General features: G+C 70.0%; 18 protein-coding genes. 14 read left to right on the top strand and 4 right to left on the bottom strand.

Translation table 11 applies throughout. From position 1 onward, the window contains the following. Positions 1-14: 14 nt before the first annotated feature. From EGT67_RS10115 to nuoN, 12 genes are read left to right on the top strand one after another with little or no spacing between them, the layout of a single operon-like run. Entirely contained in the window at positions 15-590 is a 576-nt protein-coding gene (locus tag EGT67_RS10115) for a NuoB/complex I 20 kDa subunit family protein (protein WP_127915935.1), read from the top strand. Beyond that, positions 587-1,348: an NADH-quinone oxidoreductase subunit C gene (locus tag EGT67_RS10110; RefSeq protein ID WP_127915934.1), complete on the top strand. Its 762-nt coding sequence runs from the start codon at positions 587-589 to the stop codon at positions 1,346-1,348. The genes EGT67_RS10115 and EGT67_RS10110 overlap by 4 nt, the downstream gene beginning before the upstream one ends. After that, positions 1,345-2,679, top strand: a complete 1,335-nt coding sequence (nuoD, locus tag EGT67_RS10105; RefSeq protein ID WP_127915933.1) for an NADH dehydrogenase (quinone) subunit D — start codon at positions 1,345-1,347, stop codon at positions 2,677-2,679. The genes EGT67_RS10110 and nuoD overlap by 4 nt, the downstream gene beginning before the upstream one ends. Beyond that, the gene (nuoF, locus tag EGT67_RS10100; RefSeq protein ID WP_127915932.1) at positions 2,676-4,763 is read left to right on the top strand and encodes an NADH-quinone oxidoreductase subunit NuoF; all 2,088 of its coding nucleotides are present in this window, start codon (positions 2,676-2,678) and stop codon (positions 4,761-4,763) included. Before nuoD ends, nuoF begins: the two co-directional genes overlap by 4 nt. Next, positions 4,760-7,222: an NADH-quinone oxidoreductase subunit G gene (locus tag EGT67_RS10095; RefSeq protein WP_127915931.1), complete on the top strand. Its 2,463-nt coding sequence runs from the start codon at positions 4,760-4,762 to the stop codon at positions 7,220-7,222. Before nuoF ends, EGT67_RS10095 begins: the two co-directional genes overlap by 4 nt. After that, the gene (nuoH, locus tag EGT67_RS10090) at positions 7,219-8,511 is read left to right on the top strand and encodes an NADH-quinone oxidoreductase subunit NuoH (RefSeq protein WP_127915930.1); all 1,293 of its coding nucleotides are present in this window, start codon (positions 7,219-7,221) and stop codon (positions 8,509-8,511) included. The genes EGT67_RS10095 and nuoH overlap by 4 nt, the downstream gene beginning before the upstream one ends. Continuing rightward, positions 8,504-9,052, top strand: coding sequence for an NADH-quinone oxidoreductase subunit NuoI (nuoI, locus tag EGT67_RS10085; protein WP_127915929.1), 549 nt, complete (start codon positions 8,504-8,506; stop codon positions 9,050-9,052). Before nuoH ends, nuoI begins: the two co-directional genes overlap by 8 nt. Before the next feature lie 13 nt (positions 9,053-9,065). After that, entirely contained in the window at positions 9,066-9,899 is an 834-nt protein-coding gene (locus EGT67_RS10080) for an NADH-quinone oxidoreductase subunit J (RefSeq protein ID WP_127915928.1), read from the top strand. Continuing rightward, complete coding sequence (gene nuoK, locus EGT67_RS10075; protein WP_127915927.1) at positions 9,896-10,195, top strand: NADH-quinone oxidoreductase subunit NuoK; 300 nt, start codon at positions 9,896-9,898, stop codon at positions 10,193-10,195. Before EGT67_RS10080 ends, nuoK begins: the two co-directional genes overlap by 4 nt. 1 nt (position 10,196) lies before the next feature. Next, positions 10,197-12,110, top strand: a complete 1,914-nt coding sequence (gene nuoL / locus EGT67_RS10070; RefSeq protein ID WP_127915926.1) for an NADH-quinone oxidoreductase subunit L — start codon at positions 10,197-10,199, stop codon at positions 12,108-12,110. Next, positions 12,110-13,687: an NADH-quinone oxidoreductase subunit M gene (locus EGT67_RS10065; RefSeq protein WP_127915925.1), complete on the top strand. Its 1,578-nt coding sequence runs from the start codon at positions 12,110-12,112 to the stop codon at positions 13,685-13,687. Before nuoL ends, EGT67_RS10065 begins: the two co-directional genes overlap by 1 nt. Next, positions 13,684-15,282, top strand: coding sequence for an NADH-quinone oxidoreductase subunit NuoN (gene nuoN / locus EGT67_RS10060; protein WP_127915924.1), 1,599 nt, complete (start codon positions 13,684-13,686; stop codon positions 15,280-15,282). Before EGT67_RS10065 ends, nuoN begins: the two co-directional genes overlap by 4 nt. Before the next feature lie 45 nt (positions 15,283-15,327). Here the strand turns inward: nuoN and EGT67_RS10055 are convergent, their stop codons facing one another. After that, positions 15,328-16,926: a Na+/H+ antiporter gene (locus EGT67_RS10055; protein WP_127915923.1), complete on the bottom strand. Its 1,599-nt coding sequence runs from the start codon at positions 16,924-16,926 to the stop codon at positions 15,328-15,330. A 66-nt stretch (positions 16,927-16,992) separates the two neighbouring features. Here EGT67_RS10055 and EGT67_RS10050 point away from each other — a divergent pair, with 66 nt between their 5' ends. Beyond that, on the top strand, positions 16,993-17,319 hold the full coding sequence (locus EGT67_RS10050) for a UBP-type zinc finger domain-containing protein (RefSeq protein ID WP_127915922.1): 327 nt from the start codon (positions 16,993-16,995) through the stop codon (positions 17,317-17,319). Positions 17,320-17,341: 22 nt separating this feature from the next. Here the strand turns inward: EGT67_RS10050 and EGT67_RS10045 are convergent, their stop codons facing one another. Further along, positions 17,342-17,953, bottom strand: coding sequence for a TetR/AcrR family transcriptional regulator (locus EGT67_RS10045; protein WP_127915921.1), 612 nt, complete (start codon positions 17,951-17,953; stop codon positions 17,342-17,344). 108 nt (positions 17,954-18,061) lie between these two features. On the opposite strand from EGT67_RS10045, the gene EGT67_RS10040 reads away from it, so the two are divergent. Next, positions 18,062-19,537 (top strand): MFS transporter, encoded by a 1,476-nt coding sequence (locus tag EGT67_RS10040; RefSeq protein WP_127915920.1) that lies wholly within the window; start codon positions 18,062-18,064, stop codon positions 19,535-19,537. A gap of 48 nt (positions 19,538-19,585) precedes the next feature. Here the strand turns inward: EGT67_RS10040 and EGT67_RS10035 are convergent, their stop codons facing one another. Then, the gene (locus EGT67_RS10035; RefSeq protein WP_127915919.1) at positions 19,586-20,545 is read right to left on the bottom strand and encodes an NAD(P)H-dependent flavin oxidoreductase; all 960 of its coding nucleotides are present in this window, start codon (positions 20,543-20,545) and stop codon (positions 19,586-19,588) included. A 35-nt stretch (positions 20,546-20,580) separates the two neighbouring features. Continuing rightward, positions 20,581-22,155, bottom strand: coding sequence for a class I adenylate-forming enzyme family protein (locus EGT67_RS10030; RefSeq protein WP_127915918.1), 1,575 nt, complete (start codon positions 22,153-22,155; stop codon positions 20,581-20,583). Positions 22,156-22,203 lie beyond the last annotated feature (48 nt).

Here is a 22,203-nt window from a genome sequence, read left to right as displayed (position 1 = left end):
GAGGTGAACCTGGCATGGGTCTCGAGGAGAAGGTGCCGAGCGGATTCCTGCTGAGCACCGTCGAAACCGTGGCCGGCTACGCTCGCAAGGGTTCGCTCTGGCCGGCGACGTTCGGCCTCGCGTGCTGCGCGATCGAGATGATGGCGACCACGGCGGGTCGCTACGACCTGGCCAGGTTCGGCATGGAGGCCTTCCGCGCGTCGCCCCGGCAGGCCGACCTCATGATCGTCGCGGGCCGGGTGAGTCAGAAGATGGCACCGGTGCTGCGGCAGGTGTACGACCAGATGGTCGAGCCCAAGTGGGTGCTGGCGATGGGGGTGTGCGCGTCGTCGGGTGGGATGTTCAACAACTACGCGATCGTGCAGGGCGTCGACCACGTCGTCCCGGTCGACATCTACCTGCCCGGCTGCCCACCTCGCCCGGAGATGCTGCTCAACGCAATCCTGGAGCTGCACGCGAAGATTCAGCAGATGCCGCTCGGGGTCAACCGCGAGGAGGCGGTGCGGGCGGCCGAGGCGGCGGCGCTCGCGGCCCGACCGACGATCGACCTCGGGATGCCGGGGCGCGGGGCCGGGACGGTGGCGCGATGACGGACGACCACGACCACGTGCCGGGCGGCACCGATCCTGAGGCCACCGCCGGCCCGGAGGGCACGGTACCGCCCGAACGCGTCGCGGGCGGCGAGATGATCGGCTTGCGCCAGGGCATGTTCGGCGTCGGCGGCACCGGGGACACCTCCGGCTACGGACGCCTGGTCCGGCCGGTCACGTTGCCGGGCGGCACGCCGCGACCCTACGGCGGCTGGTTCGACGAGGTCGTGGACGTTCTCGCCGCCGCCCTCGACTCGTCGGACGACGCGGGTGTCCTGTTCGACGACGCGGTCGAGAAGGTCGTCGTCTTCCGCGGCGAACTCACCCTCCACGTGCGTCGCGAGTACCTGCCACTGCTGGCCCGGTTGCTGCGCGACGTCCCGGAGTTGCGGTTCGAACTGTGCCTCGGGGTGAGCGGGGTGCACTACCCGCAGGACCCGGGGCGGGAACTGCACGCGGTGTACCCGCTGATGTCGGTCACCCACAGCCGCCGGCTTCGGCTGGAGGTGGCGGTGCCCGACGCCGATCCGCACATCCCGTCGCTGTACTTCGTGTACCCGACCACCGACTGGCACGAGCGCGAGGCCTACGACTTCTTCGGACTCGTGTTCGACGGTCACCCGGCGCTCACCCGGATCGAGATGCCCGACGACTGGGTGGGTCATCCGCAGCGGAAGGACTACCCGCTCGGCGGCATCCCCGTCGAGTACAAGGGGGCGAAGATCCCGCCACCGGACGAGAGGAGGGCGTATCAGTGAACAATTCTCGTGACTCCTTCGCCCGGAACGGCGGTGGCGGTGCGGAGTTCACCGTCGCCGGCCAGGACTGGGACGCGCTGGTCGACGCGGCCACCGCGGCGCACGAGTCCGGTGCCGAGCGGATCGTCGTGAACATGGGGCCGCAGCACCCGTCCACCCACGGGGTGCTGCGGTTGATCCTCGAGATCGAGGGCGAGACGGTGACCGAGGCGCGTTGCGGAATCGGCTACCTGCACACCGGGATCGAGAAGAACCTCGAGTACCGCAACTGGACGCAGGGCGTCACGTTCGTCACGCGCATGGACTACCTGGCCCCGTTCTTCAACGAGGTGGCGTACTGCCTGGGTGTGGAGAAACTGCTCGACATCACCGACCAGATTCCCGAGCGCGCCACCGTCGTCCGCGTGCTGCTGATGGAGCTCAACCGGATCTCCTCGCACCTCGTGGCACTGGCGACCGGCGGGATGGAACTGGGCGCGATCACGCCGATGCTCTTCGGGTTCCGCGAACGCGAACTGGTCCTCGACATCTTCGAGATGATCACCGGCCTGCGGATGAACCACGCCTACATCCGGCCGGGCGGGATCTCCCAGGACCTGCCCGACGGTGCGGTCCGCAAGGTGCGCGAACTGCTCGACCTGATGCCGCGGCGCCTGCGCGACCTCGAGAACCTCCTCAACGAGAACCCGATCTGGAAGGCCCGCACGCAGGGCATCGGCTACCTCGATCTCACCGGCTGCATGGCGCTCGGCATCACCGGTCCGATCCTGCGGGCCACCGGGCTGCCGCTGGACGTGCGCCGGTCGGATCCGTACTGCGGCTACGAGTCCTACGACTTCGACGTCGTCACCGACACCGGATCCGACTGCTACGGGCGCTATCTCGTGCGCGTGCGGGAGATGGCGGAGTCGCTCAAGATAGTCGAACAGTGCCTGGACCGGCTGCGTCCCGGCCCGGTCATGGTGGCGGACCGGAAGATCGCCTGGCCGGCCGATCTCGCGCTCGGTCCGGACGGGCTCGGTAACTCCCTCGAACACATTCGCCGGATCATGGGCACGTCGATGGAGGAGCTGATCCACCACTTCAAGCTCGTCACCGAGGGGTTCCGCGTCCCGCCCGGCCAGGTCTACGTGGCGCTGGAGTCACCGCGCGGCGAACTGGGGGTGCACATGGTGAGCGACGGCGGGACCAGGCCGTTCCGCGTGCACTACCGGGATCCGTCGTTCACCAATCTCCAGGCCGTGTCGGCAATGTGCGAGGGCGGGATGGTGGCCGACGTGATCGCGTCGGTGGCCAGCATCGACCCCGTCATGGGGGGAGTGGACCGATGAGCGAACCACGAACCGCGGGACCGGTGTTCGTCGAACTCGGTCCGAGCCCCCGGCGGCGGCCCTCCTATCCACCGGACGTCGAGGCCAGGCTCGCCGCCGACGCCGAGGAGATCATCGACCGCTACCGGAGGCGCGGAGACGAATCGGAGCCCGCGGGCACCGCGCGGTCGGCGCTGCTGCCGCTGCTGCACCTCGTCCAGGCCGAGGACGGATACGTCTCGCCGGCCGGAATCGATTTCTGCGCACGGCAACTCGGACTGACCGCGGCCGAGGTCACCGCGGTGGCGACGTTCTACACGATGTACCGCCGAGATCCGACCGGCACCTACCACGTGGGCGTGTGCACCAACAGCCTGTGCGCCGTGATGGGCGGCGACGCGATCTACGCGGCCCTGCGCGAGCACCTCGGGATCGGCGCCGGCGAGACGACGGCGGACGGGGCGGTGACGCTCGAGCACATCGAGTGCAACGCGGCCTGCGACTTCGCGCCGGTGATGATGGTGAACTGGGAGTTCTTCGACAACCAGACGCCCGCGTCGGCCACCGAGGTGGTCGACGCGCTGCGCGCCGGGCAGTCCGTGACACCCACTCGCGGGGCACCGCTGTGCTCGTTCCGGGAGACCGCCCGCATCCTCGCGGGATTCCCGGACGGGCGGCCCGGCGCGCTGGAGGCGGGCGGCGGCGCGGGACCGGCGACGCTCGCCGGGCTGCGGGTGTCCCGGGAGGACGGAGCCGACACCGCCGACGGACCCACCCTCACGCCGGTCCTGAGCCGACACTGGGACGACGCCCGGTCGTGGACCCTCGACACCTACGAGCGCCACGACGGCTACACCGCGCTGCGCAAGTCCCTGCGGATGAATCCCGACGAGGTGATCCAGACCGTCAAGGACGCCGGACTGCGTGGCCGGGGCGGCGCCGGCTTCCCGACGGGCATGAAGTGGTCGTACATCCCGCAGGATCCCGTGACGGACGGCACCGCGAAGCCGCACTACCTCGTCGTCAACGCCGACGAGTCGGAACCGGGCACCTGCAAGGACATTCCGCTGATGCTCGCCACCCCGCACGCCCTGATCGAGGGAGTCGTCATCGCGGCCTTCGCCATCCGGGCGTCGCGGGCGTTCATCTACCTGCGCGGCGAGGTGGTGCCGGTCCTGCGCCGACTGCAGGCCGCGGTCGCGGAAGCCTACGACGCCGGCTATCTCGGGCGCGACATCCTCGGCTCCGGCTTCGACCTCGACATCGTGGTTCACGCGGGGGCCGGCGCCTACATCTGCGGTGAGGAGACGGCGCTGCTCGATTCGCTCGAGGGCCGACGCGGCCAGCCTCGGTTGCGGCCGCCGTTTCCCGCGGTCGCCGGGCTGTACGCGTGCCCCACCGTGGTCAACAACGTCGAGTCGATCGCGAGCGTCCCGCCGATCATCCTGCGCGGGCCGGAGTGGTTCCGCAGCATGGGCAGCGAGGCGTCGCCCGGGTTCACCCTGTACTCGCTCTCGGGTCATGTCACCCGGCCCGGCCAGTACGAGGCACCGCTGGGGGTCACGTTGCGGCAGTTGCTCGATCACGCCGGTGGTGTCCGCGCGGGCCATCGGCTCAAGTTCTGGACCCCCGGCGGCTCGTCGACCCCGATCTTCACCGACGAGCACCTCGACGTGCCGCTCGACTACGAAAACGTGGCGGGGGCAGGATCGATGCTCGGCACCAAAGCGCTGCAGATCTTCGACGAGACCACCTGCGTCGTGCGGGTGGTGTTGCGGTGGACGGAGTTCTACGCCCACGAGTCGTGCGGCAAGTGCACCCCGTGCCGGGAGGGCACGTACTGGCTGGTGCAGATCCTCGAGCGGCTCGAGCGTGGGGAGGGCACCGAGGAGGACCTCACGAAGCTGCTCGACATCTCCGACACCGTCCTCGGCAAGTCGTTCTGCGCCCTCGGTGACGGCGCCACGAGCCCGATCACGTCCTCGCTGAAGTACTTCCGCGACGAGTACGTCGCGCACCTCGAGCACGGAGGCTGCCCGTTCGACCCGGACGAGTCCGCGCTCGTCTCGAAGGTCACGGCCCGACCGGAAGGGGGGATCGCATGACCGTCAACGTAGGTGCCGACGCCTCCGGCCAGCCGGTGCCGTCGGACCGGGTGACGCTCACGATCGACGGCGTCGAGGTGACCGTCCCCAAGGGGACGCTCGTGATCCGCGCGGCCGAGGGCATCGGCATCCAGATCCCTCGGTTCTGCGACCATCCACTGCTAGACCCGGTCGGCGCGTGCCGGCAGTGCCTCGTCGAGGTCGAGGGGCAGCGCAAGCCGCTGGCGTCGTGCACGACCGTTGCGACCGACGGCATGGTGGTCCACACGCAGGTCACCTCCGAGGCGGCGGACCGCGCGCAGAAGGGCGTGATGGAACTGCTGCTCATCAACCATCCGCTCGACTGCCCCGTCTGCGACAAGGGCGGCGAGTGCCCGCTGCAGAACCAGGCGATGTCGAGCGGCCGCTCCGAGTCCCGGTTCGGCGGCGTCAAACGCACCTTCCCCAAACCGATTCCGCTGTCCAGCGAGGTGCTGTTGGACCGCGAACGGTGCGTGCTGTGCGCGCGCTGCACCCGCTTCTCCCAGCAGATCGCGGGCGACCCGATGATCGAACTTCTCGAGCGCGGTGCCCTGCAGCAGGTCGGGATCGGCGAGGACGAGCCGTTCGACTCCTACTTCTCCGGCAACACCGTGCAGATCTGCCCGGTCGGTGCGCTCACCGGCGCCGCGTACCGGTTCCGGGCCCGGCCGTTCGACCTGGTGTCGAGTCCGAGCATCTGCGAGCACTGTGCCGGCGGGTGCGCGCAGCGCACCGACCATCGCCGCGGGACCGTGCTGCGCCGCCTCGCCGGCGACGACCCGCAGGTCAACGAGGAATGGAACTGCGACAAGGGGCGCTGGGCGTTCACGTACGCGACCGAACCGGACCGGCTCGCGACGCCGATGGTCCGGAACGACGCCGGCGACCTCGTGCCGGCGTCGTGGCCGGAGGCGCTCGCGGCCGCCGCACGCGGGCTCGCGGCGGCGCGCGGCGGCACCGGCGTCCTGGTCGGTGGTCGGTCCACCGTGGAGGATGCGTACGCGTACGCGAAGTTCGCTCGGGCGGTACTCGGCACCAACGACATCGACTTCCGCTCCCGGCTGCACTCCGTCGAGGAAGCCGGGTTCCTCGCCGCCCGGGTAGCCGGCCGCGTTCTCGGTGCCGATCCCACGGCGATCACGTACGACGACCTCGAGCACGCACCCGCCGTCCTGCTGGTCGCGTTCGAGCCGGAGGAGGAGTCGCCGATGGTGTTCCTCCGACTGCGCAAGGCCGTCCGGGTTCGCCGGACGGTGGTCATGTCCGTCGGGCCCTACGCGACGCGCGGGCTCGAGAAGATGTCCGGCCGGTTGCTGCGAGCGGTCCCGGGCGACGAACCGGCGATCCTCGACGAACTGTCCGCGTCGGAGTTTCTGCGGTGTGCCGGTTCGGTGATCCTGGTCGGCGAGCGGGCCGCTGGGATTCCCGGAACGCTGTCGGCGGTGGGACGCCTGGCCGACGCGACCGGCGCGCGGATAGCGTGGATCCCGCGGCGGGCCGGTGAACGCGGCGCGTTGGAGGTCGGTGCGTCACCGGCGGTGTTGCCGGGTGGGCGGCCGGTCACCGATCCCGCGGCCCGGCGCGAGGTCGAGACCGTCTGGGAGTGCGGGGACCTGCCCTCGGGACCCGGCCGGGACACGTCGTCGATGCTCGCGGCGGCCGCGACGGGCTCGCTGGGGGCGCTCCTGGTGGGCGGCGTCGAACTCGACGACCTGCCCGACCCCGTGGCCGCGACGGAGGCCCTGGACGCGACGGGGTTCGTCGTCAGCCTGGAGGTGCGCCGCAGCGCCGTGACCGAGCGCGCCGACGTCGTGTTCCCGGTCGCGCCGGTCGCGGAGAAATCCGGCGCGTTCGTCGACTGGGAGGGGCGGGTGCGGCCGTTCGAGGCCGCGCTCCGCGACACCGGCGCGGTGCCGGACCAGCGCGTGTTGCACGCCCTCGCCGCCGAGTCGGGCGTCGCGCTCGGGCTGCCCGACGTCGCCGCCGCGCGGATCGAGATCGCGCGGCTGGGTACATGGGGAGGAGTGAGGCCGGACTCCTGGGAGATCGAACCCCGGCCCGTACCCGAGCCGGGGCCCGGCCATGCCGTCCTGGCCACGTGGCGGATGCTCCTCGACGCCGGTCGGATGCAGGACGGCGAACCGTACCTCGCCGGTACCGCCCGCCCGCCCGTCGTCCGGCTGTCGGCCGACTGCGCCGCGGAGATCGGTGCGCGGGAAGGCGACCCGGTGACCGTCGAGTCCGAGCGGGGCGCGGTCACCCTGCCGCTCGCGATCACCGACCTGCCCTACCGGGTGGTGTGGCTGCCGATGAACTCGCCCGGTTCGGCGGTGCACCGTCGACTCGGCCGAGCCGGCGACGTCGTGCGGGTGCGCCGCGCCGAACCCGGCACCAACGGCGCCGTGGCACCCGCGGCCCGAGGGGAGGCCGTGCGATGAGCACTCTCGCCGCCGCCGATCTGTCGATGTTCGGCCACGACCCGTGGTGGCTCGTGATCGCGAAGGCGTTGGCCATCTTCGTCTTCCTCGTGCTGACCGTCCTCATCGCGATCTACGCCGAGCGGAAGGTGCTGGCGTGGATGCAGATGCGGGTCGGTCCGGACCGTGTCGGCCCCCGCGGCATCCTCCAGACCCTCGCCGACGGCATCAAACTCGCGCTCAAGGAGGGCATCGTCCCCGCGGGTGTCGACAAGCCCGTCTACATCCTCGCGCCGATCATCGCGACGGTCCCGGCCTTCATGGCGTTCGCGGTGATCCCCTTCGGCCCGGAGGTGTCGATCCTCGGTCGGTGGACGCCCTTGCAGCTCACCGATCTTCCGGTCGCCGTCCTGTACGTCCTGGCGGTCACGTCGGTCGGCGTCTACGGGATCGTGCTCGCGGGATGGGCGTCGGGCTCGACGTATCCGCTGCTGGGCGGGATCCGGTCGACCGCGCAGGTGATCTCCTACGAGGTTGCGATGGGCCTGACGTTCGCGGCCGTCTTCCTCGATGCCGGCACGATGTCGACGTCGGGAATCGTTGCCGCACAGGACGGTACCTGGTACGTCTTCCTGCTGCTGCCGTCGTTCCTCATCTACGTCACCTCGATGGTCGGCGAGACCAACCGGGCGCCGTTCGACCTACCCGAGGCCGAAGGCGAACTCGTCGGCGGCTTCCACACCGAGTACTCGTCGCTGCGGTTCGCGATGTTCATGCTCGCCGAGTACGTGAACATGGTGACCGTCTCGGCGCTGGCGGCGACGCTGTTCCTCGGCGGCTGGCACGCGCCGTGGCCGCTGAACATGTGGTCCGGCGCGAACTCCGGTTGGTGGCCGCTGCTGTGGTTCGTCGCGAAGGTGTGGGCGTTCCTGTTCGTGTTCATCTGGCTGCGCGGCACACTGCCACGCCTGCGGTACGACCAGTTCATGAACCTCGGGTGGAAGGTGCTGATCCCGGTCGCGATCGCGTGGGTCATGGTGGTCGCGACGGTCCGGGTGCTCCGCAACGAGGGATACGAGCTGCGCTGGATCGTGCTGGTCGGCGGCGGTGCGATCGTGGCACTCGCGTTGCTCGCCCTGCTGTGGCGTCGCCTCGTGGCCGCGCGCGCCGCACCGTCCGACGTCCGGCCGGTCGCCGCCCCACAGTTCGATCCGATGGCGGGCGGCTTCCCCGTCCCGCCGCTCCCGGCACGCACCGAGCCGGCGCTCGTGCCGGCGCGGCACCCCGGAAAGGAGGACTTCGATGCCTGACTTCCTCGACTCCGTCGCGGGTTTCGGCGTGACCTTCTCGACGATGTTCAAGAAACCCGTCACCGAGTTCTACCCCGAGCAGAAGACGCCGACCGCGGCGCGGTACCACGGCCGGCACCAGCTCAACCGGCACCCGGACGGGCTCGAGAAGTGCATCGGGTGCGAACTGTGCGCGTGGGCGTGCCCGGCCGACGCGATCTACGTCGAGGGCGCCGACAACACCGACGAGGAGCGGTTCTCGCCGGGAGAGCGGTACGGCAGCGTCTACCAGATCAACTACCTGCGGTGCATCGGCTGCGGTCTGTGCGTCGAGGCGTGCCCGACCCGCGCGCTCACGATGACCAACGAGTACGAGATGGTCGACGACAACCGCGCCGACCTGATCTACGAGAAGGACCGCCTGCTCGCGCCGCTGCAACCGGGGATGGAGCCGCCGCCGCACCCGATGGCGCCCGGCACCACCGACGACGACTACTACCGCGGGAACGTGACCGGCACGGCCACGACGACGCCGGCCCGCACCGACGAGACCGCGAGCTGAGGAGGCGATCGGGGTGGACGCTGTGACACTGCACGCGACGGCGACGCTCGCGGCGGAAACCTTCACCCGGACGTCGACCGGTGAGGGCGTGCAGTTCTGGATCCTCGGCACCGTCGCGGTACTGGGCGCCCTCGGGGTGGTGTGCGCGCCGAAGGCGGTGTACTCGGCGATCTTCCTCGCGATGACGATGATCGTCCTCGCGGTGCTCTACCTCGCGCAGGGCGCGCTGTTCCTGGGTGTCGTGCAGGTCGTCGTCTACACCGGCGCGGTGATGATGCTGTTCCTGTTCGTGCTGATGCTCGTCGGCGTCGACTCGTCGGACTCCCTCGTGGAAACCCTTCGTGGGCAACGCATCGCGGCAGTGGTGGCCGGGCTCGGGTTCGGTCTGCTGCTGGTCGGCGCCCTCGGCAACGCCACCATCGGGGTCACCCGTTCGGGCGAGGTCGGCTTCGTCGGACTCGACCGGGCCAATGCCGGAGGGAACGTCGAGGGCATCGCGGAGATCGTCTTCATCCGCTACGTGTGGGTGTTCGAACTCACCGGTGCCCTGCTGATCACCGCCACGATCGGGGCGATGGTGCTGGCGCACCGCGAGCGCTTCGAGCGTCGCCTCTCGCAGCGGGAGATGTCCGAGCAGCGGTTCCGGGACTGGGGTGCGGGCGAGCCGGACGCGACGGCCCGCGTCACGCCGCTGCCGAGTCCCGGCGTCTACGCGCGCAGCAACGCCGTCGACATGCCGGCCCGGCTGCCCGACGGGTCGTACGCACGCGAATCCGTTGCCCGCGTGCTCGACCCGCGCGGCGCACCGCCGTCCGCCGTGGGGCCGACCGGGGAGGAGACGCGATGAATCCCGAGAACTACCTGTACCTGGCCGCGCTGCTGTTCACGATCGGCGCCGCCGGGGTGCTGCTGCGGCGCAACGCGATCGTCGTGTTCATGTGCATCGAGCTGATGCTCAATGCCTGCAACCTCGCGTTCGTCACGTTCGCCCGCATGCACGGCAACCTCGACGGGCAGGTGTTCGCGTTCTTCACGATGGTCGTCGCCGCGGCGGAGGTCGTCGTCGGCCTCGCGATCATCATGACCATCTTCCGCACCCGTCGCTCGGCCTCGGTCGACGACGCCGACCTGCTGAAGTACTGACATGGACGGGGGGACGGGAATTCACGCGCTCATCTGGCTCCTGCCGGTGCTTCCGCTCGCCGGGGCGGCGATCCTCCTGCTCGCCGGTCGGCGCAGCGACCCGTGGGGGCACCTGCTCGGCTGCGCCGCGGCCCTCGCGTCGTTCGTGCTCGCGGCGGCGCTGTTCGTCGACATGGTCGGACGCGCTCCCGCCGACCGGACCGTCACCCAGGACCTGTTCACGTGGCTGCCCGTCGCCGGACTCCAGGTGGACGTCGGGCTGCGGCTGGACCCGCTGTCGATGTGCTTCGCGCTGCTCATCACCGGCGTCGGGTCGCTCATCCACATCTACTCGGTCGGCTACATGCGCGACGACCCCGGCCGCCGACGATTCTTCGCGTACCTCAACCTGTTCCTCGCGGCGATGCTGCTGCTGGTGCTCGCCGACAACTACCTGGGCCTGTACGTGGGCTGGGAGGGTGTCGGCCTCGCGTCCTACCTGTTGATCGGGTTCTGGCAGTTCAAGCCGTCCGCGGCGACCGCCGCGAAGAAGGCGTTCGTGGTCAACCGCGTCGGCGACATGGGCCTGGTCGTCGCGCTCATGATCATGTTCGCGACGTTCGGGTCGGTCTCGTTCGCCGACGTCCTCGGCGGGGCCGACGCGGCGGGCGAGGGCACGCTCACCGCGATCGGTCTGGCGCTGCTGCTGGCCGCGTGCGGCAAGTCGGCCCAGGTGCCGCTGCAGTCCTGGCTCGGCGACGCGATGGAGGGCCCGACGCCGGTGTCGGCGCTCATCCACGCCGCGACGATGGTCACGGCGGGCGTCTACCTGATCGTGCGGTCCGGCCCGATCTTCGAGGCGGCCCCCGGTGCGCAGGTCGCGGTGGTGATCGTCGGTGCGGTGACCCTGCTGTTCGGCGCGATCATCGGTTGCGCGAAGGACGACATCAAGAAGGCGCTCGCGGCGTCGACCATGAGCCAGATCGGCTACATGGTGATGGCGGCCGGACTCGGCCCCGCCGGCTACGCGTTCGCGATCATGCTGTTGCTCGCACACGGATTCTTCAAGGCCGGACTGTTCCTCGGCGCCGGGTCGGTGATGCACGGCATGGGCGACGAGACCGACATGCGGCGGTACGGCGGGCTGCGCACGCTGATGCCGATCACGTTCGCGACGTTCGGGCTGGGGTACCTCGCGATCATCGGTATCCCGCCGTTCTCCGGTTTCTTCTCCAAAGACAAGATCATCGAGGCCGCGTTCGGGTCCGGCGGCGTCGGGGGCGCCGTGCTCGGCACCGTCGCGATGCTCGGCGCCGGCATCACCGCGTTCTACATGACGCGCGTGATGCTGATGACGTTCTTCGGCGAGCGACGATGGAAGCCCGAGACCCACCCGCACGAGTCGCCGGGTGTGATGACCGTGCCGATGATCCTGCTCGCGGTGGGGTCGGTCGCCGCCGGTGGACTGCTCGCGATCGGCGGCACCCTCGAACACTGGCTCGAGCCCGTCTGGACCGAATTCGGTTCCGCGGCCGAACACGTCGAGCCCGTGGTACCGGTGTGGCTGATCACCGCGGCGACCCTCGCGGTGGTCCTCGTGGGCGTCGGGATCGCGTGGCGGCAGTACGGCACCCGACCGGTCCCGGTCGTCGCCCCCGCCGACGTCTCCGGCCTCACGGTCGCCGCCCGCCGCGACCTGTACGGCGACGCCGTCGACGAGGCGGTGTTCATGCGTCCCGGGCAGCGGTTGGTCGCGGGGCTGAAGATACTGGAGGACAAGGGGATCGACGGTGTCGTGCGGGGCGTCCCCACGGTCCTCGGCCTCGCGTCGGTGGCGCTGCGACGACTGCAGACCGGGTTCGTCCGCTCGTACGCGCTGTACATGTTCGTCGGCGCGGTCTTCGTGGTCGCGGCCGTACTGGTGGGGAGGGTGTGATGAGTGGCTTTCCCTGGTTGACGGTGCTGTGGCTGCTGCCGCTCGCCGGGGCGGTCGCGGCGATGGCGACCCCCGCACACCGACGGGTTCTGGCCCGGTCCCTCGCCCTCGGGGCGGCGGTGGCGGCGCTCGCGGTGGCCGTGGTCCTGGCGATCCGATTCGAGCCGGCCGGCGAGCGGTACCAGTTCGTCGAATCGCACTCGTGGATACCCGCTTTCGGCACCCGCTACGAACTCGGCCTCGACGGCATCGCGCTCGCGCTGGTTCTGCTCACGGCCGTCCTGGTGCCGCTGCTGTTGGTCGCCGGCTGGAAGGACGTCGCGGCCGACGACCCGCGGCCACGCGCGACCCAGTCATACGTCGCGCTCATCCTGGTGGTCGAGTCGATGGTGCTGATGTCGTTCCTCGCGCTCGACATCCTGCTGTTCTACGTGTTCTTCGAGGCGATGCTGATCCCGATGTACTTCCTCGTCGGCGGGTTCGGGCAGCCCGGCCCCGATCGGTCACGGGCCGCGGTGAAGTTCCTGCTGTACAACCTCTTCGGCGGCTTGATCATGCTCGCGGCCGTCATCGGTCTCTACGTCGTCACCGCCGGCCCCGACAGCCCCTTCACCTCCGGGACGTTCGACTTCCGCGGGATCGTCGCGGCCGTCTCGTCCGGTGACCTGGCGATCGACGCGCCCGTCGCGAACGCCCTGTTCCTCGGCTTCATGTTCGCGTTCGCGGTCAAGGCCCCGCTGTGGCCGCTGCACAGTTGGCTGCCCGACGCCGCGGTGCAGGCGACACCGGTGAGCGCGGTGCTGATGATGGCGGTGGTCGACAAGGTGGGCACCTTCGCGATGCTGCGGTACTGCCTGCAGTTGTTCCCGGACGCCGCACAGTATTTCGCCCCACTCGTGATCACGCTGTCGGTGATCAGCATCGTGTACGGCGCGCTGCTGGCGATCGGCCAGACCGACGTCATGCGGTTGATCGCGTACACCTCGATATCGCACTTCGGGTTCATCGTGCTGGGCGTGTTCGCGATGACCAGCCAGGGCCAGAGCGGCGGGGTCCTGTACATGGTCAACCACGGGATCTCGACCGCGGCGCTGATGCTCGTCGCCGGATTCCTGGTGTCGCGGCGCGGGACCCGCGCGATCGCCGACTACGGGGGAGTGCAGAAGGTGGCCCCGCTGCTGGCCGGCACCTTCCTGATCGCCGGTCTGGCGACGTTGTCGCTGCCGGGGCTGGCGCCGTTCGTGAGCGAATTCCTGGTCCTGGTCGGCACGTACACGCGCTACCCGGTCGCGGCGGTGCTCGCGACGGTCGCGTTGGTGCTCGCCGCGCTGTACGTGCTGTGGCTCTACCAGCGGATGATGACCGGACCGGTCACGGACGGCAACGAGCGCATCCGCGACCTCCGACGTCGTGAACTGGTGGTCGTGGCGCCGCTCATCGCGCTGCTGTTGATCCTCGGCCTGTACCCCAAGCCGATCCTCGACGTCATCACCCCGGCGGTCACCGGGACGCTCACGACCATCGACCGGCCCGATCCCGCACCGACGGTTGCCGAGCAGGACGGAGGTGCCCGATGAACCTCGACGTGAACGCGGATGCGGTCCTGCCGGCCCCGAGCATCGAGTACAGCCAACTCGCCCCGATGCTGATCGTGTTCGCGGTGGCGGTCGTCGGCGTCCTGGTGGAGGCGTTCGCGCCCCGGCGGGCCCGCTACGCGACCCACGTCGGACTGGCGCTCGGCGGACTCGTCGCGGCGTTCGTCGCGGTCGTCGCGCTCGCCGGGACCCGTGCGCTCGTCGCCGTCGACGCCGTCGCTGTCGACGGCCCGACGCTGTTCCTGCAGGGCACGATCCTGCTGGTGTCGATCCTCGCGGTGCTGCTGATCGCCGACCGGGGCCTCGACCGGGCGCGGGTCGAGGCCGAGGCGGTCGCGGCCGGATCCGGGGTGATGGACGCGTTCACCCCGCGGGCGTCGGCGGTGCCGGGCAGCGCCGCCGAGCAGGAGGCCGCGAAGGCCGGCGTGACGCAGACCGAGGTCTTTCCCCTCGCAATGTTCGCCGTCGGCGGGATGCTGCTGTTCCCGGCGGCGAACGATCTGCTGACGATGTTCGTCGCGCTCGAGGTCCTGTCACTGCCGCTGTACCTGGTGTGCGGTCTCGCTCGCCGGCGTCGCCTGCTCTCGCAGGAGGCGGCCCTCAAGTACTTCCTGCTGGGCGCGTTCTCGTCGGCGTTCTTCCTGTTCGGGGTGGCGATGCTGTACGGCTACGCCGGAACGGTCCAGCTGCCCGGGATCGGGCAGGCGATCGAGCAGGGTTCCGGCGACGTCGTCCTGGCGCAGATCGGCCTGGCGATGCTGTCGGTCGGGTTGCTGTTCAAGGTCGGCGCGGTGCCGTTCCACTCGTGGATCCCCGACGTCTACCAGGGCGCGCCGACCCCGATCACCGCGTTCATGGCGTCGGCCACGAAGATCGCGGCGTTCGGTGCGGCGCTGCGCGTCTTCTACGTCGCGGTGCCCGGGCTCAGCACCGACTGGCGGCCGGTCCTGTGGGCGGTCGCGATCCTCACGATGCTGGTGGGCGCGGTCCTGGCGATCACGCAGACCGACGTCAAACGCATGCTCGCGTACTCGTCGGTGGCGCACGCCGGATTCATCCTCACCGGTGTGATCGCCGGCAACGACGCCGGGATCTCGTCGACGTTGTTCTACCTGCTGGCCTACGGCTTCAGCACCCTCGGCGCGTTCGCGGTCGTCACGCTGGTGCGCGATCCGTCGGGCGCAGAGGTCACCGACCTGGCGCGGTGGGCGGGACTGGGGCGCACCTCACCGATCGTCGGCACGACGTTCGCGTTGTTCCTGCTCTCGTTCGCCGGAATCCCGCTCACCAGCGGATTCGTCAGCAAGTTCGCGGTGTTCCAGGCCGCCGCGTCCGGGGGCGCGGTGCCGCTCGTGATCGTCGGCGTGATCAGCAGCGCGATCGCCGCGTTCTTCTACGTGCGGGTGATCGTGCTGATGTTCTTCTCCGACCCGCCGGCGGGAGCCCCCGCCACGGTCGTCACCAGCGCCCCGACGGTGGTGGCGGTCGCCGTCGCTGCGGTGGTCACCGTCGTGCTGGGCGTCGTGCCGCAACCGGTGCTCGATCTCGTGGACCGGGCCGCGAGTTTCCTCACCTGACCGGCGTCCATCGCGCCCCGGAGGGCCCGGCGGCCACGCTGTGGTCTACTTCCGGTTCAGGGTCGCCTCCTCGAGATCCAGTTCGCGCAGCACCTGGCGCAGCACGTCGTCGTCTATCCGTCCGTTGTCGCGTTCCGCGAGGAAGACGCCTCGTTCGGTCGCCAGCATCTGCAGGCGCAGTGCGCGGAACGCGGCGGACGGGCTCTCACCCAACTCGGCGTCGCTGCGACCGAGCCGCTCCCACGCCGCGTGCGCGCGGTGCTCGCTCCACGTGCGGAGGATCTCCGCGGCCCGCTCCCGAACGGCGGTGGAGTCCCCGTCGGCGTTCGCGACCAGCGCATCGAGCACCTCCGTGGCGGCCCGGGCCGCCTTGTCCTGCGCGGCGGCCAGCGCAACCGCGTCCGTGCGGCGCTCTCCTTCGTTGTCGACCCCGAGCCGGGTGATCACCCACGGCAGGGTCAACCCGTGCAGGAGCAGGGTTCCGACCACGACCGCGAAGGTGACGAACAGGATCATGTCGCGCCCGGGGAAGGGGGCGCCCGAGTTGACGGTGAGCGGGATCGCGAAGGCCGCGGCCAGCGAGACCACACCGCGCATGCCGGACCACGCGACCACGAAGACCGCCCGCAGGCTCGGCGCCGGCTCCCGCTCGCGGATCCGCTTCGAGAACATGCGGGGGAGAAAGGCCGCCGGGTAGACCCACAGCAGTCGGACCACGATCACCGCGGCGAGCACGGCAACGGAGGCGCCGACGACCTCGGCGACACTGCGGCCGTGGAGACCCTGCACGACGCTCGGCAACTGCAGCCCGATGAGCAGGAAGACGAACGATTCGAGGATGACGTCGACGGCCTTCCACACCGCGGTGTCCTGCAAGCGGGTCGCGTATCCGGCCCGAGTCGACCGCTGACCGAGGTACAGGCCGGCGACGACGACGGCGATCACCCCGGAACTGTGCACCTCCTCCGCCGCCAGGTAGGCGACGAACGGGACGAGGAGCCCGATCGCGCTCTCCATCACCGGATCCGACAGCCGCGAACGGATCGCGGCGACGGCGATCCCCACCGCGACGCCGATCAGCGTGCCGCCGATCGCCGCACCGAGGAAGGTGCGCACCCCCTCCATCAGGGTCACCCCGGTCCCGACCGCTGCGGCGAGCGCGACCCGGTACGCGGTGAGCGCGGTCGCGTCGTTGAGCAGGCTCTCCCCGCCGAGCAGCGTCATGATCCGTCGGGGCAGGCCGAGACGCCGCCCGATCGCGCTGGCGGACACCGCGTCGGGCGGAGCCACGACCGCCCCGAGCACCAGCGCGGCGGCGAGCGGGAACTGGGGAATCGTGAGATAGGCGACCGCCCCGACGACGGCGGTGGTGGCCAGCGGCAGCCCGACCGCGAGCAGCGCGATCGGGCGCGCATTGCGGCGCAGCGCCAGCGAGGAACTGTCCAGCGCGGCCGAGTAGAGCAGCGGCGGCAGCACCGCGAACAACACGAGATCGGGATCGAGCACGGTGTCGGGGAGCCCGGGGATCTGCGACCCGACCAGGCCGACCGGGACCAGCAGCAGCGGCGCCGACCAGTTCAACCGGCGTGCGAGGGCGGCGGTGAGCAGCGCCGCCACCGCGACGGCGAGCAGGGCCACGTTCACGACGGTTCTCCGTCCAACGGTCGGATGTGTGGATATCGCTCCCTGCAGCATGCAGGATGGGAGGTGATGAAGAGAGTGCTCCGACGCGCCGCCGAGCGCATCAGGGTGGGATCCCCGGATCCGGCCGGCGCCGGACCCTGCGCCGAGCTTGCCGCGGCCGGACCGGACCCCGAGCCGCGCACGCCCGGTCGCTGCGAGGAATGCGAGGCACTCGGCGAGCAGAACTGGGCGCACCTGCGGATGTGCCTCACCTGCGGGCACGTCGGATGCTGCGACTCGAGCCCCCATCGGCACGCGACCGCGCACTTCGACCGGACGGGACATCCCGTCATGCGCTCGCACGAGCCGGGCGAGTCGTGGCGGTGGTGCTACCGGCACGCCGAGATGGGCTGACCCCGGAGTTCGGCCGGTGGTGTCAGTCCGCGTCGCCGGCGGCGGCGGACAGACTGTTCCCGAAGGCGCAGACCGAGAGTTCGGCGAGCGCGGGATCGTTGTCGGCGTTCTGCGGTGCCTCCATGGCGAGGAGCGTGTTGAGCAGCATGCCGTTGGCGATGAAGGTGCGGGCGTGCTCCGGGGTGCACCCCGTGCGCGTGCGGATCTGGGTGTAGATCTTCGACATCCAGTCGCGCGCCTGGGCGCCGATCTCGGGCATCGAACCGGCGGCGAAGCCGTGCATCATCACCAACAGCAGGTCCCGGTCGGCGAGCAGTTCGGTGTACGCCGCCCCCATCTGCGCCCAGAGTTCCTCGTTCTCCGGATCCTCGGCGACCCGGTCGAGTGCGGGTTCGAACGCGTCCATGATCCGGCCGACCGCGTGCGCGAACACCTCGCGGAACAGATTCGCCTTCGATCCGAACATGCGCACCACGTAGGGCTGGGAGACCCCGGCTTCCTTCGCGACGGCGTCGGTGCTGGTGCCGTGGAATCCGCCCCGTGCGAACGCCTTGGTGGCCGCGGCGAGGACCAGTTCACGGCGAGCCTCCGCGCTCATCCGCGTCTGCTTCTCCGATTTCTCTGCCGTCGACATGTTGACAGGTTATCACTCGATAACTACCGTCGGATCGCATAAGTAATCATTCGATGCTTACAAGTCGGGAGTTCCCGACATTCCCGTCCGCAGGCCCCAGGAGCCGACATGACGACCCTCACCGATCAACTCGATCCTCGATCTTCCGCGGAGAGTTCCGGGGCGCCGCCCGGGCGGCGCGTTCCCGTCTGGCTGGCCATCGTCGCCGCCTCGATCCCGATGTTCATGGCCACGCTCGACAACCTCGTGATGACCAGCGCGCTGCCCGTCATCCGCGCCGACCTGAACGCGTCGGTGGGGCAGTTGCAGTGGTTCATGAATGCCTACACGCTCGCGTTCGCGACGCTCATGCTGTCGCTGTCCACGCTCGGTGACCGGCTCGGCCGGCGCCGCGTGTTCCTCTGGGGCATAGGCGTGTTCACGGCCGCATCGATCGCATCCGCGCTGTCGACCACCCCGGGCATGCTCATCGCCGCCCGGGCCGTCCAGGGTGTGGGCGCCGCGGCGATCATGCCGCTCTCCCTGACGTTGCTCGCGGGTGCCGTCCCGCTCGCGAAGCGGGCCCTGGCGATCGGCGTCTGGGGTGGTGTGTCCGGACTCGGTGTCGCGCTCGGGCCGGTCGTCGGTGGCGCGGTGGTCGACGGGGTCTCGTGGCAGGCCGTCTTCTGGCTCAACGTCCCGGTCGCCGCACTGGCGGTGCCGTTGGTGCTCTACGCGCTGCGTGAATCGAAGGGTCGGCGTCAACCGCTCGACCCCATGGGGGTGCTCTTCTCCGGTGGCGCCGTCTTCCTCGGAGTGTGGGGCATCGTGCACGGCAACGACGACGGGTGGACCAGCGTCTCCGTGCTCGGTGCGCTGGCGGCGGCCGCGGCGCTGCTGGTGGCCTTCCTCGTTCGCGAGTCGCGGGCCGAGTTCCCGGTGATGCCGCTGCGGCTGTTCCGGTCCCGGCAGTTCTCGCTCGCCAACGTCATCGCGCTCACGTTCACGCTCGGCATGATGGGCGCGGTGTTCCTGCTCTCGCAGTACCTGCAGATCGTGTCCGGATACAGCCCGTTCGCGGCGGGCCTGAGGACCCTGCCGTGGACGGCGGCGCCGATGATCGTCGCGCCGATCGCGGGCCTGCTGGCGCCGCGTGTCGGGTTGCGCGCCCTGCTGGTGACCGGTCTTGTCCTGCAGGGGCTCTCGCTGGTGTGGATGGCCGGGTTGATCGAGCCGGGGGTGGCGTACTCGAGTCTGGTCCCGGCGTTCGTGATGGCCGGTGTCGGAATGGGATTGACGTTCGCGCCCAATGCGACGGCGGTGCTCGCCGACATGAAGGAGGCCGATCATGCGACGGCCAGTTCGATCAATTCGACGCTGCGCGAGATCGGCGTCGCGCTCGGTATCGCCCTGCTGACGGCGGTGTTCCTCGGCGCGGGCGGCAGTCTCACGCCGACCGGATACACCGACGCGCTGGCGCCGGCGCTGTACGTCGGTGCCGGGTTCGTGGCGGTGGCGGTCGTCGCGGCGGCACTGATGCCACCGCGACGAGCCGCGAAGGGTGAGCAGCGGCGAGCCGCGTCGGCTGCCGGTCGCCGTTCCTGACGATGTTCTCATCGGGGCCGAGGTCTTCGGAAGACCTCGGCCCCGATCTCAGCCGGCGTCGGTCACTCGGTCCGACACCCGGCGCAGCGCCGTGTCGTACTCCTTCTCGATGCGATCGACGATGGCGCTCACCGGTTCGACCGCGCGGATGGTCTGCAGACCCTGACCGGCGGCCCAGACGTCCTTCCACCGCTTGAGTGAGGCGGTTCCGGCGGTGTAGTTCTTCTCGCCGGCGGGCGGTTCGAGGTTGTCGGGGTCCAGGCCGCAGGCGAGCAGGCTCGGCTTGAGCCACGACGCGGGGGTTCCGGTGATCGCGGGGCTCACGACGAGGTCGTCCGGACCGTGGTCGACGACCATCTGCTTGTAGGCGTCCTCGGCCATGCTCTCCGCGGCGGCGAGGAATCTGGTGCCCATGTACACCAGGTCGGCGCCCGCGGTGATCGCACCCGCGACCCCGTATCCGTCGCTGATGCCGCCGCCGATGATGACCATCCCGTCGAAGAATTCGCGGACGGCCGAGGTGAAGGCGAACGGAGAGAGGTGACCGGTGTGGCCGCCGGCCCCGGCCGACACGCAGGCCATGCCGTCGGCGCCCGCCTCCGCTGCCTTCCTGGCGAGTTTCATGTTCACGACGTCCGCGATGACGGTGCCGCCGTAGCCCTTGACGACCTCCATGACGGGCCGGGGTGAGCCGAGAGCCGTGATGACAATCTGGGGCTTGTACTCGGCGATGAGGCGAAGGTCCTCGGCCAATCGCGCGTTGCTGCTGTGGGTTATGAGGTTCGCCGCCCACGGGCCGGTGGCGTGCGAGGCATCGTTGCCGCGCAGGCCGTCGGTGATCGTGCCCATCCAGGTGTCGAGATCGTCGACGGTTCGGCAGTTCTGGGTCGGAAACGACCCGACGATGCCTGATCGGCATGCTTCGACCACGAGGTCCGGCCCGGAGACCAGGAACATCGGTGCGGCGACGACAGGGAGGCGGAGGGAGTCGAGGAGGGGATTGGTCATGGTGTCCTGCTCAGGAGTAGTTGGTACACGGGGGGTCAGTTGGCGGATCGGGCGGGGGCTTCCTGCGTGATGCGCTCGAGCATGCGTGTGGCGCTCGCGCGGTCCACCTTCCCCAGCGGTGTCAGGGGAAGGGCATCGACGTGGTGGACCGATTTCGGGCGTTTGAAGTCCGGCAGTCGGTGTCGGCTCTCGGCGAGGACGCTCGGGTCGTCGAGGGCCGCTCGGGGATCGGCCGTGTAGGCGGCGACGATGCGCTGGCCCCACACGGGGTCCGGTAGCCCCACGACCACGACGTCGTTCACGCCGGGGACGGTGGCGATGGCCTCTTCGACCTCGCGGGGGTACACGTTGTAGCCGCCGGTGATGATCATGTCCTTGCTGCGGCCGGTCAGGTGGATGTGGCCGGTGGCCGCCCGATATCCGAGATCGCCCGAATAGAGGAGGCCATCGGCGTGGCTCTTGCCGAGGTCCGTTCGGGCACCTGCGTTGTGGTATCCGGGACTGACGGCCGGTCCGCTGACCACGAGCTCACCGACCTCCCCGTCGGGGACGGGGGAGTCGCCGACCCGGAACTCGATCTCGATTCCCGTGCAGGGGCGCCCGACCGAACCGAGCAGGTCGGGATCGTCCGTCACCCCGCGGTGGTGGTCCGCGGCGTCGAGCACGGTGAGCGGGGGAATCGCCTCGACCATGCCGTAGTACTGAACGAGATTGGGGGTGATCCGGTGGTAGGCCTGGCGGATGTGCTCGACGGGCATCGGTGCTCCGGCATACGCCAGCATGCGCATCCGTCGCATCGGCTCCAGCTGCGCGTCGTCGAAGTCCAGCAGCCGCGCGACGACGGTGGGGACGAGCGCGGTGTGCGTCACCGCGTGACGGTCGACGGCCGCGATCACGTCCGCGGGCCGGGCGTGGTCGAGGAGGATCTGGCGCCCGCCGGCCTCGAGGAACGGGAGGACGAACAGCCCGCTGGTGTGGATGACCGGTCCGGCGTGGAGGAAGACCGGGGGCTCCGGTCCGTCCAGGGTGCCCGCGAGAACGTGCTCGCGCATCGCGCGCAGCGACGCGAGCCTGTTGGCGTGGGATCGCTGTGCGCCCTTCGGTACCCCCGTCGTTCCGGAGGAGTAGTGGAGGGCGCAGAGGGACGCGGGATCCGGGACGGCAAGTGAGAAGCTCTCCGGCGCTTCGGAAACGACGTCGTCGAGCGTCTGCTGGGCGTAGTCGCAGGCGTCCGTCGCGATGACGATGTCGGCGGTCGACTGCGCGGCGAACTCCGGTGCCCCGGCGATCCCGGGGTCGACGATCACTGCCGCGGGTGCGCAATCCTCCATGATCCGCACCCAGTCCCGAATACCCACACGAGGATTGAGGGCGACCCGGACGTACCCGCCGATGGTCAGGGCGAGGTCGACCTCGACGGCGGCCGTCGTGTTGGGCAGTAGTACGAGAACGGTGCTGCCCGGCGTGAGTCCGATCCGGTCGAGCCCGGCGGCGAGGCGATGCACTCGATCGGACAGTTCCGTGAACGTGAGCGAGCGCGTGTCGTCCTCCACGGCGATGTCGGGACCGAAACGCTCGGCTGCGACGCGCACCACACTGGCGATAGACATGTGAGCTGTACTCCTCCATTTCGCTACACTTATTGAAGTAGACAACGT

Origin of the sequence: Prescottella agglutinans (assembly GCF_004011865.1) — a bacterium.
GTDB classification, from domain to species: Bacteria; Actinomycetota; Actinomycetes; order Mycobacteriales; family Mycobacteriaceae; genus Prescottella; species Prescottella agglutinans.
The sequence above is the reverse complement of the archived record's forward strand: the minus strand, read 5'-3'. Positions and strand labels throughout refer to the sequence as shown.

Coding starts and splice junctions, on each gene's coding strand:
- EGT67_RS10110 (WP_127915934.1), top strand. CDS start 587: ATGACGGACGACCACGACCACGTGCCGGGCGGCACCGATCCTGAGGCC.
- nuoL (WP_127915926.1), top strand. CDS start 10,197: ATGGACGGGGGGACGGGAATTCACGCGCTCATCTGGCTCCTGCCGGTG.
- nuoN (WP_127915924.1), top strand. CDS start 13,684: ATGAACCTCGACGTGAACGCGGATGCGGTCCTGCCGGCCCCGAGCATC.
- EGT67_RS10115 (WP_127915935.1), top strand. CDS start 15: ATGGGTCTCGAGGAGAAGGTGCCGAGCGGATTCCTGCTGAGCACCGTC.
- nuoK (WP_127915927.1), top strand. CDS start 9,896: ATGAATCCCGAGAACTACCTGTACCTGGCCGCGCTGCTGTTCACGATC.
- EGT67_RS10095 (WP_127915931.1), top strand. CDS start 4,760: ATGACCGTCAACGTAGGTGCCGACGCCTCCGGCCAGCCGGTGCCGTCG.
- EGT67_RS10045 (WP_127915921.1), bottom strand. CDS start 17,953: ATGTCGACGGCAGAGAAATCGGAGAAGCAGACGCGGATGAGCGCGGAG.
- nuoF (WP_127915932.1), top strand. CDS start 2,676: ATGAGCGAACCACGAACCGCGGGACCGGTGTTCGTCGAACTCGGTCCG.
- nuoH (WP_127915930.1), top strand. CDS start 7,219: ATGAGCACTCTCGCCGCCGCCGATCTGTCGATGTTCGGCCACGACCCG.
- nuoI (WP_127915929.1), top strand. CDS start 8,504: ATGCCTGACTTCCTCGACTCCGTCGCGGGTTTCGGCGTGACCTTCTCG.
- EGT67_RS10035 (WP_127915919.1), bottom strand. CDS start 20,545: ATGACCAATCCCCTCCTCGACTCCCTCCGCCTCCCTGTCGTCGCCGCA.
- EGT67_RS10030 (WP_127915918.1), bottom strand. CDS start 22,155: ATGTCTATCGCCAGTGTGGTGCGCGTCGCAGCCGAGCGTTTCGGTCCC.
- EGT67_RS10065 (WP_127915925.1), top strand. CDS start 12,110: ATGAGTGGCTTTCCCTGGTTGACGGTGCTGTGGCTGCTGCCGCTCGCC.
- EGT67_RS10040 (WP_127915920.1), top strand. CDS start 18,062: ATGACGACCCTCACCGATCAACTCGATCCTCGATCTTCCGCGGAGAGT.
- EGT67_RS10050 (WP_127915922.1), top strand. CDS start 16,993: ATGAAGAGAGTGCTCCGACGCGCCGCCGAGCGCATCAGGGTGGGATCC.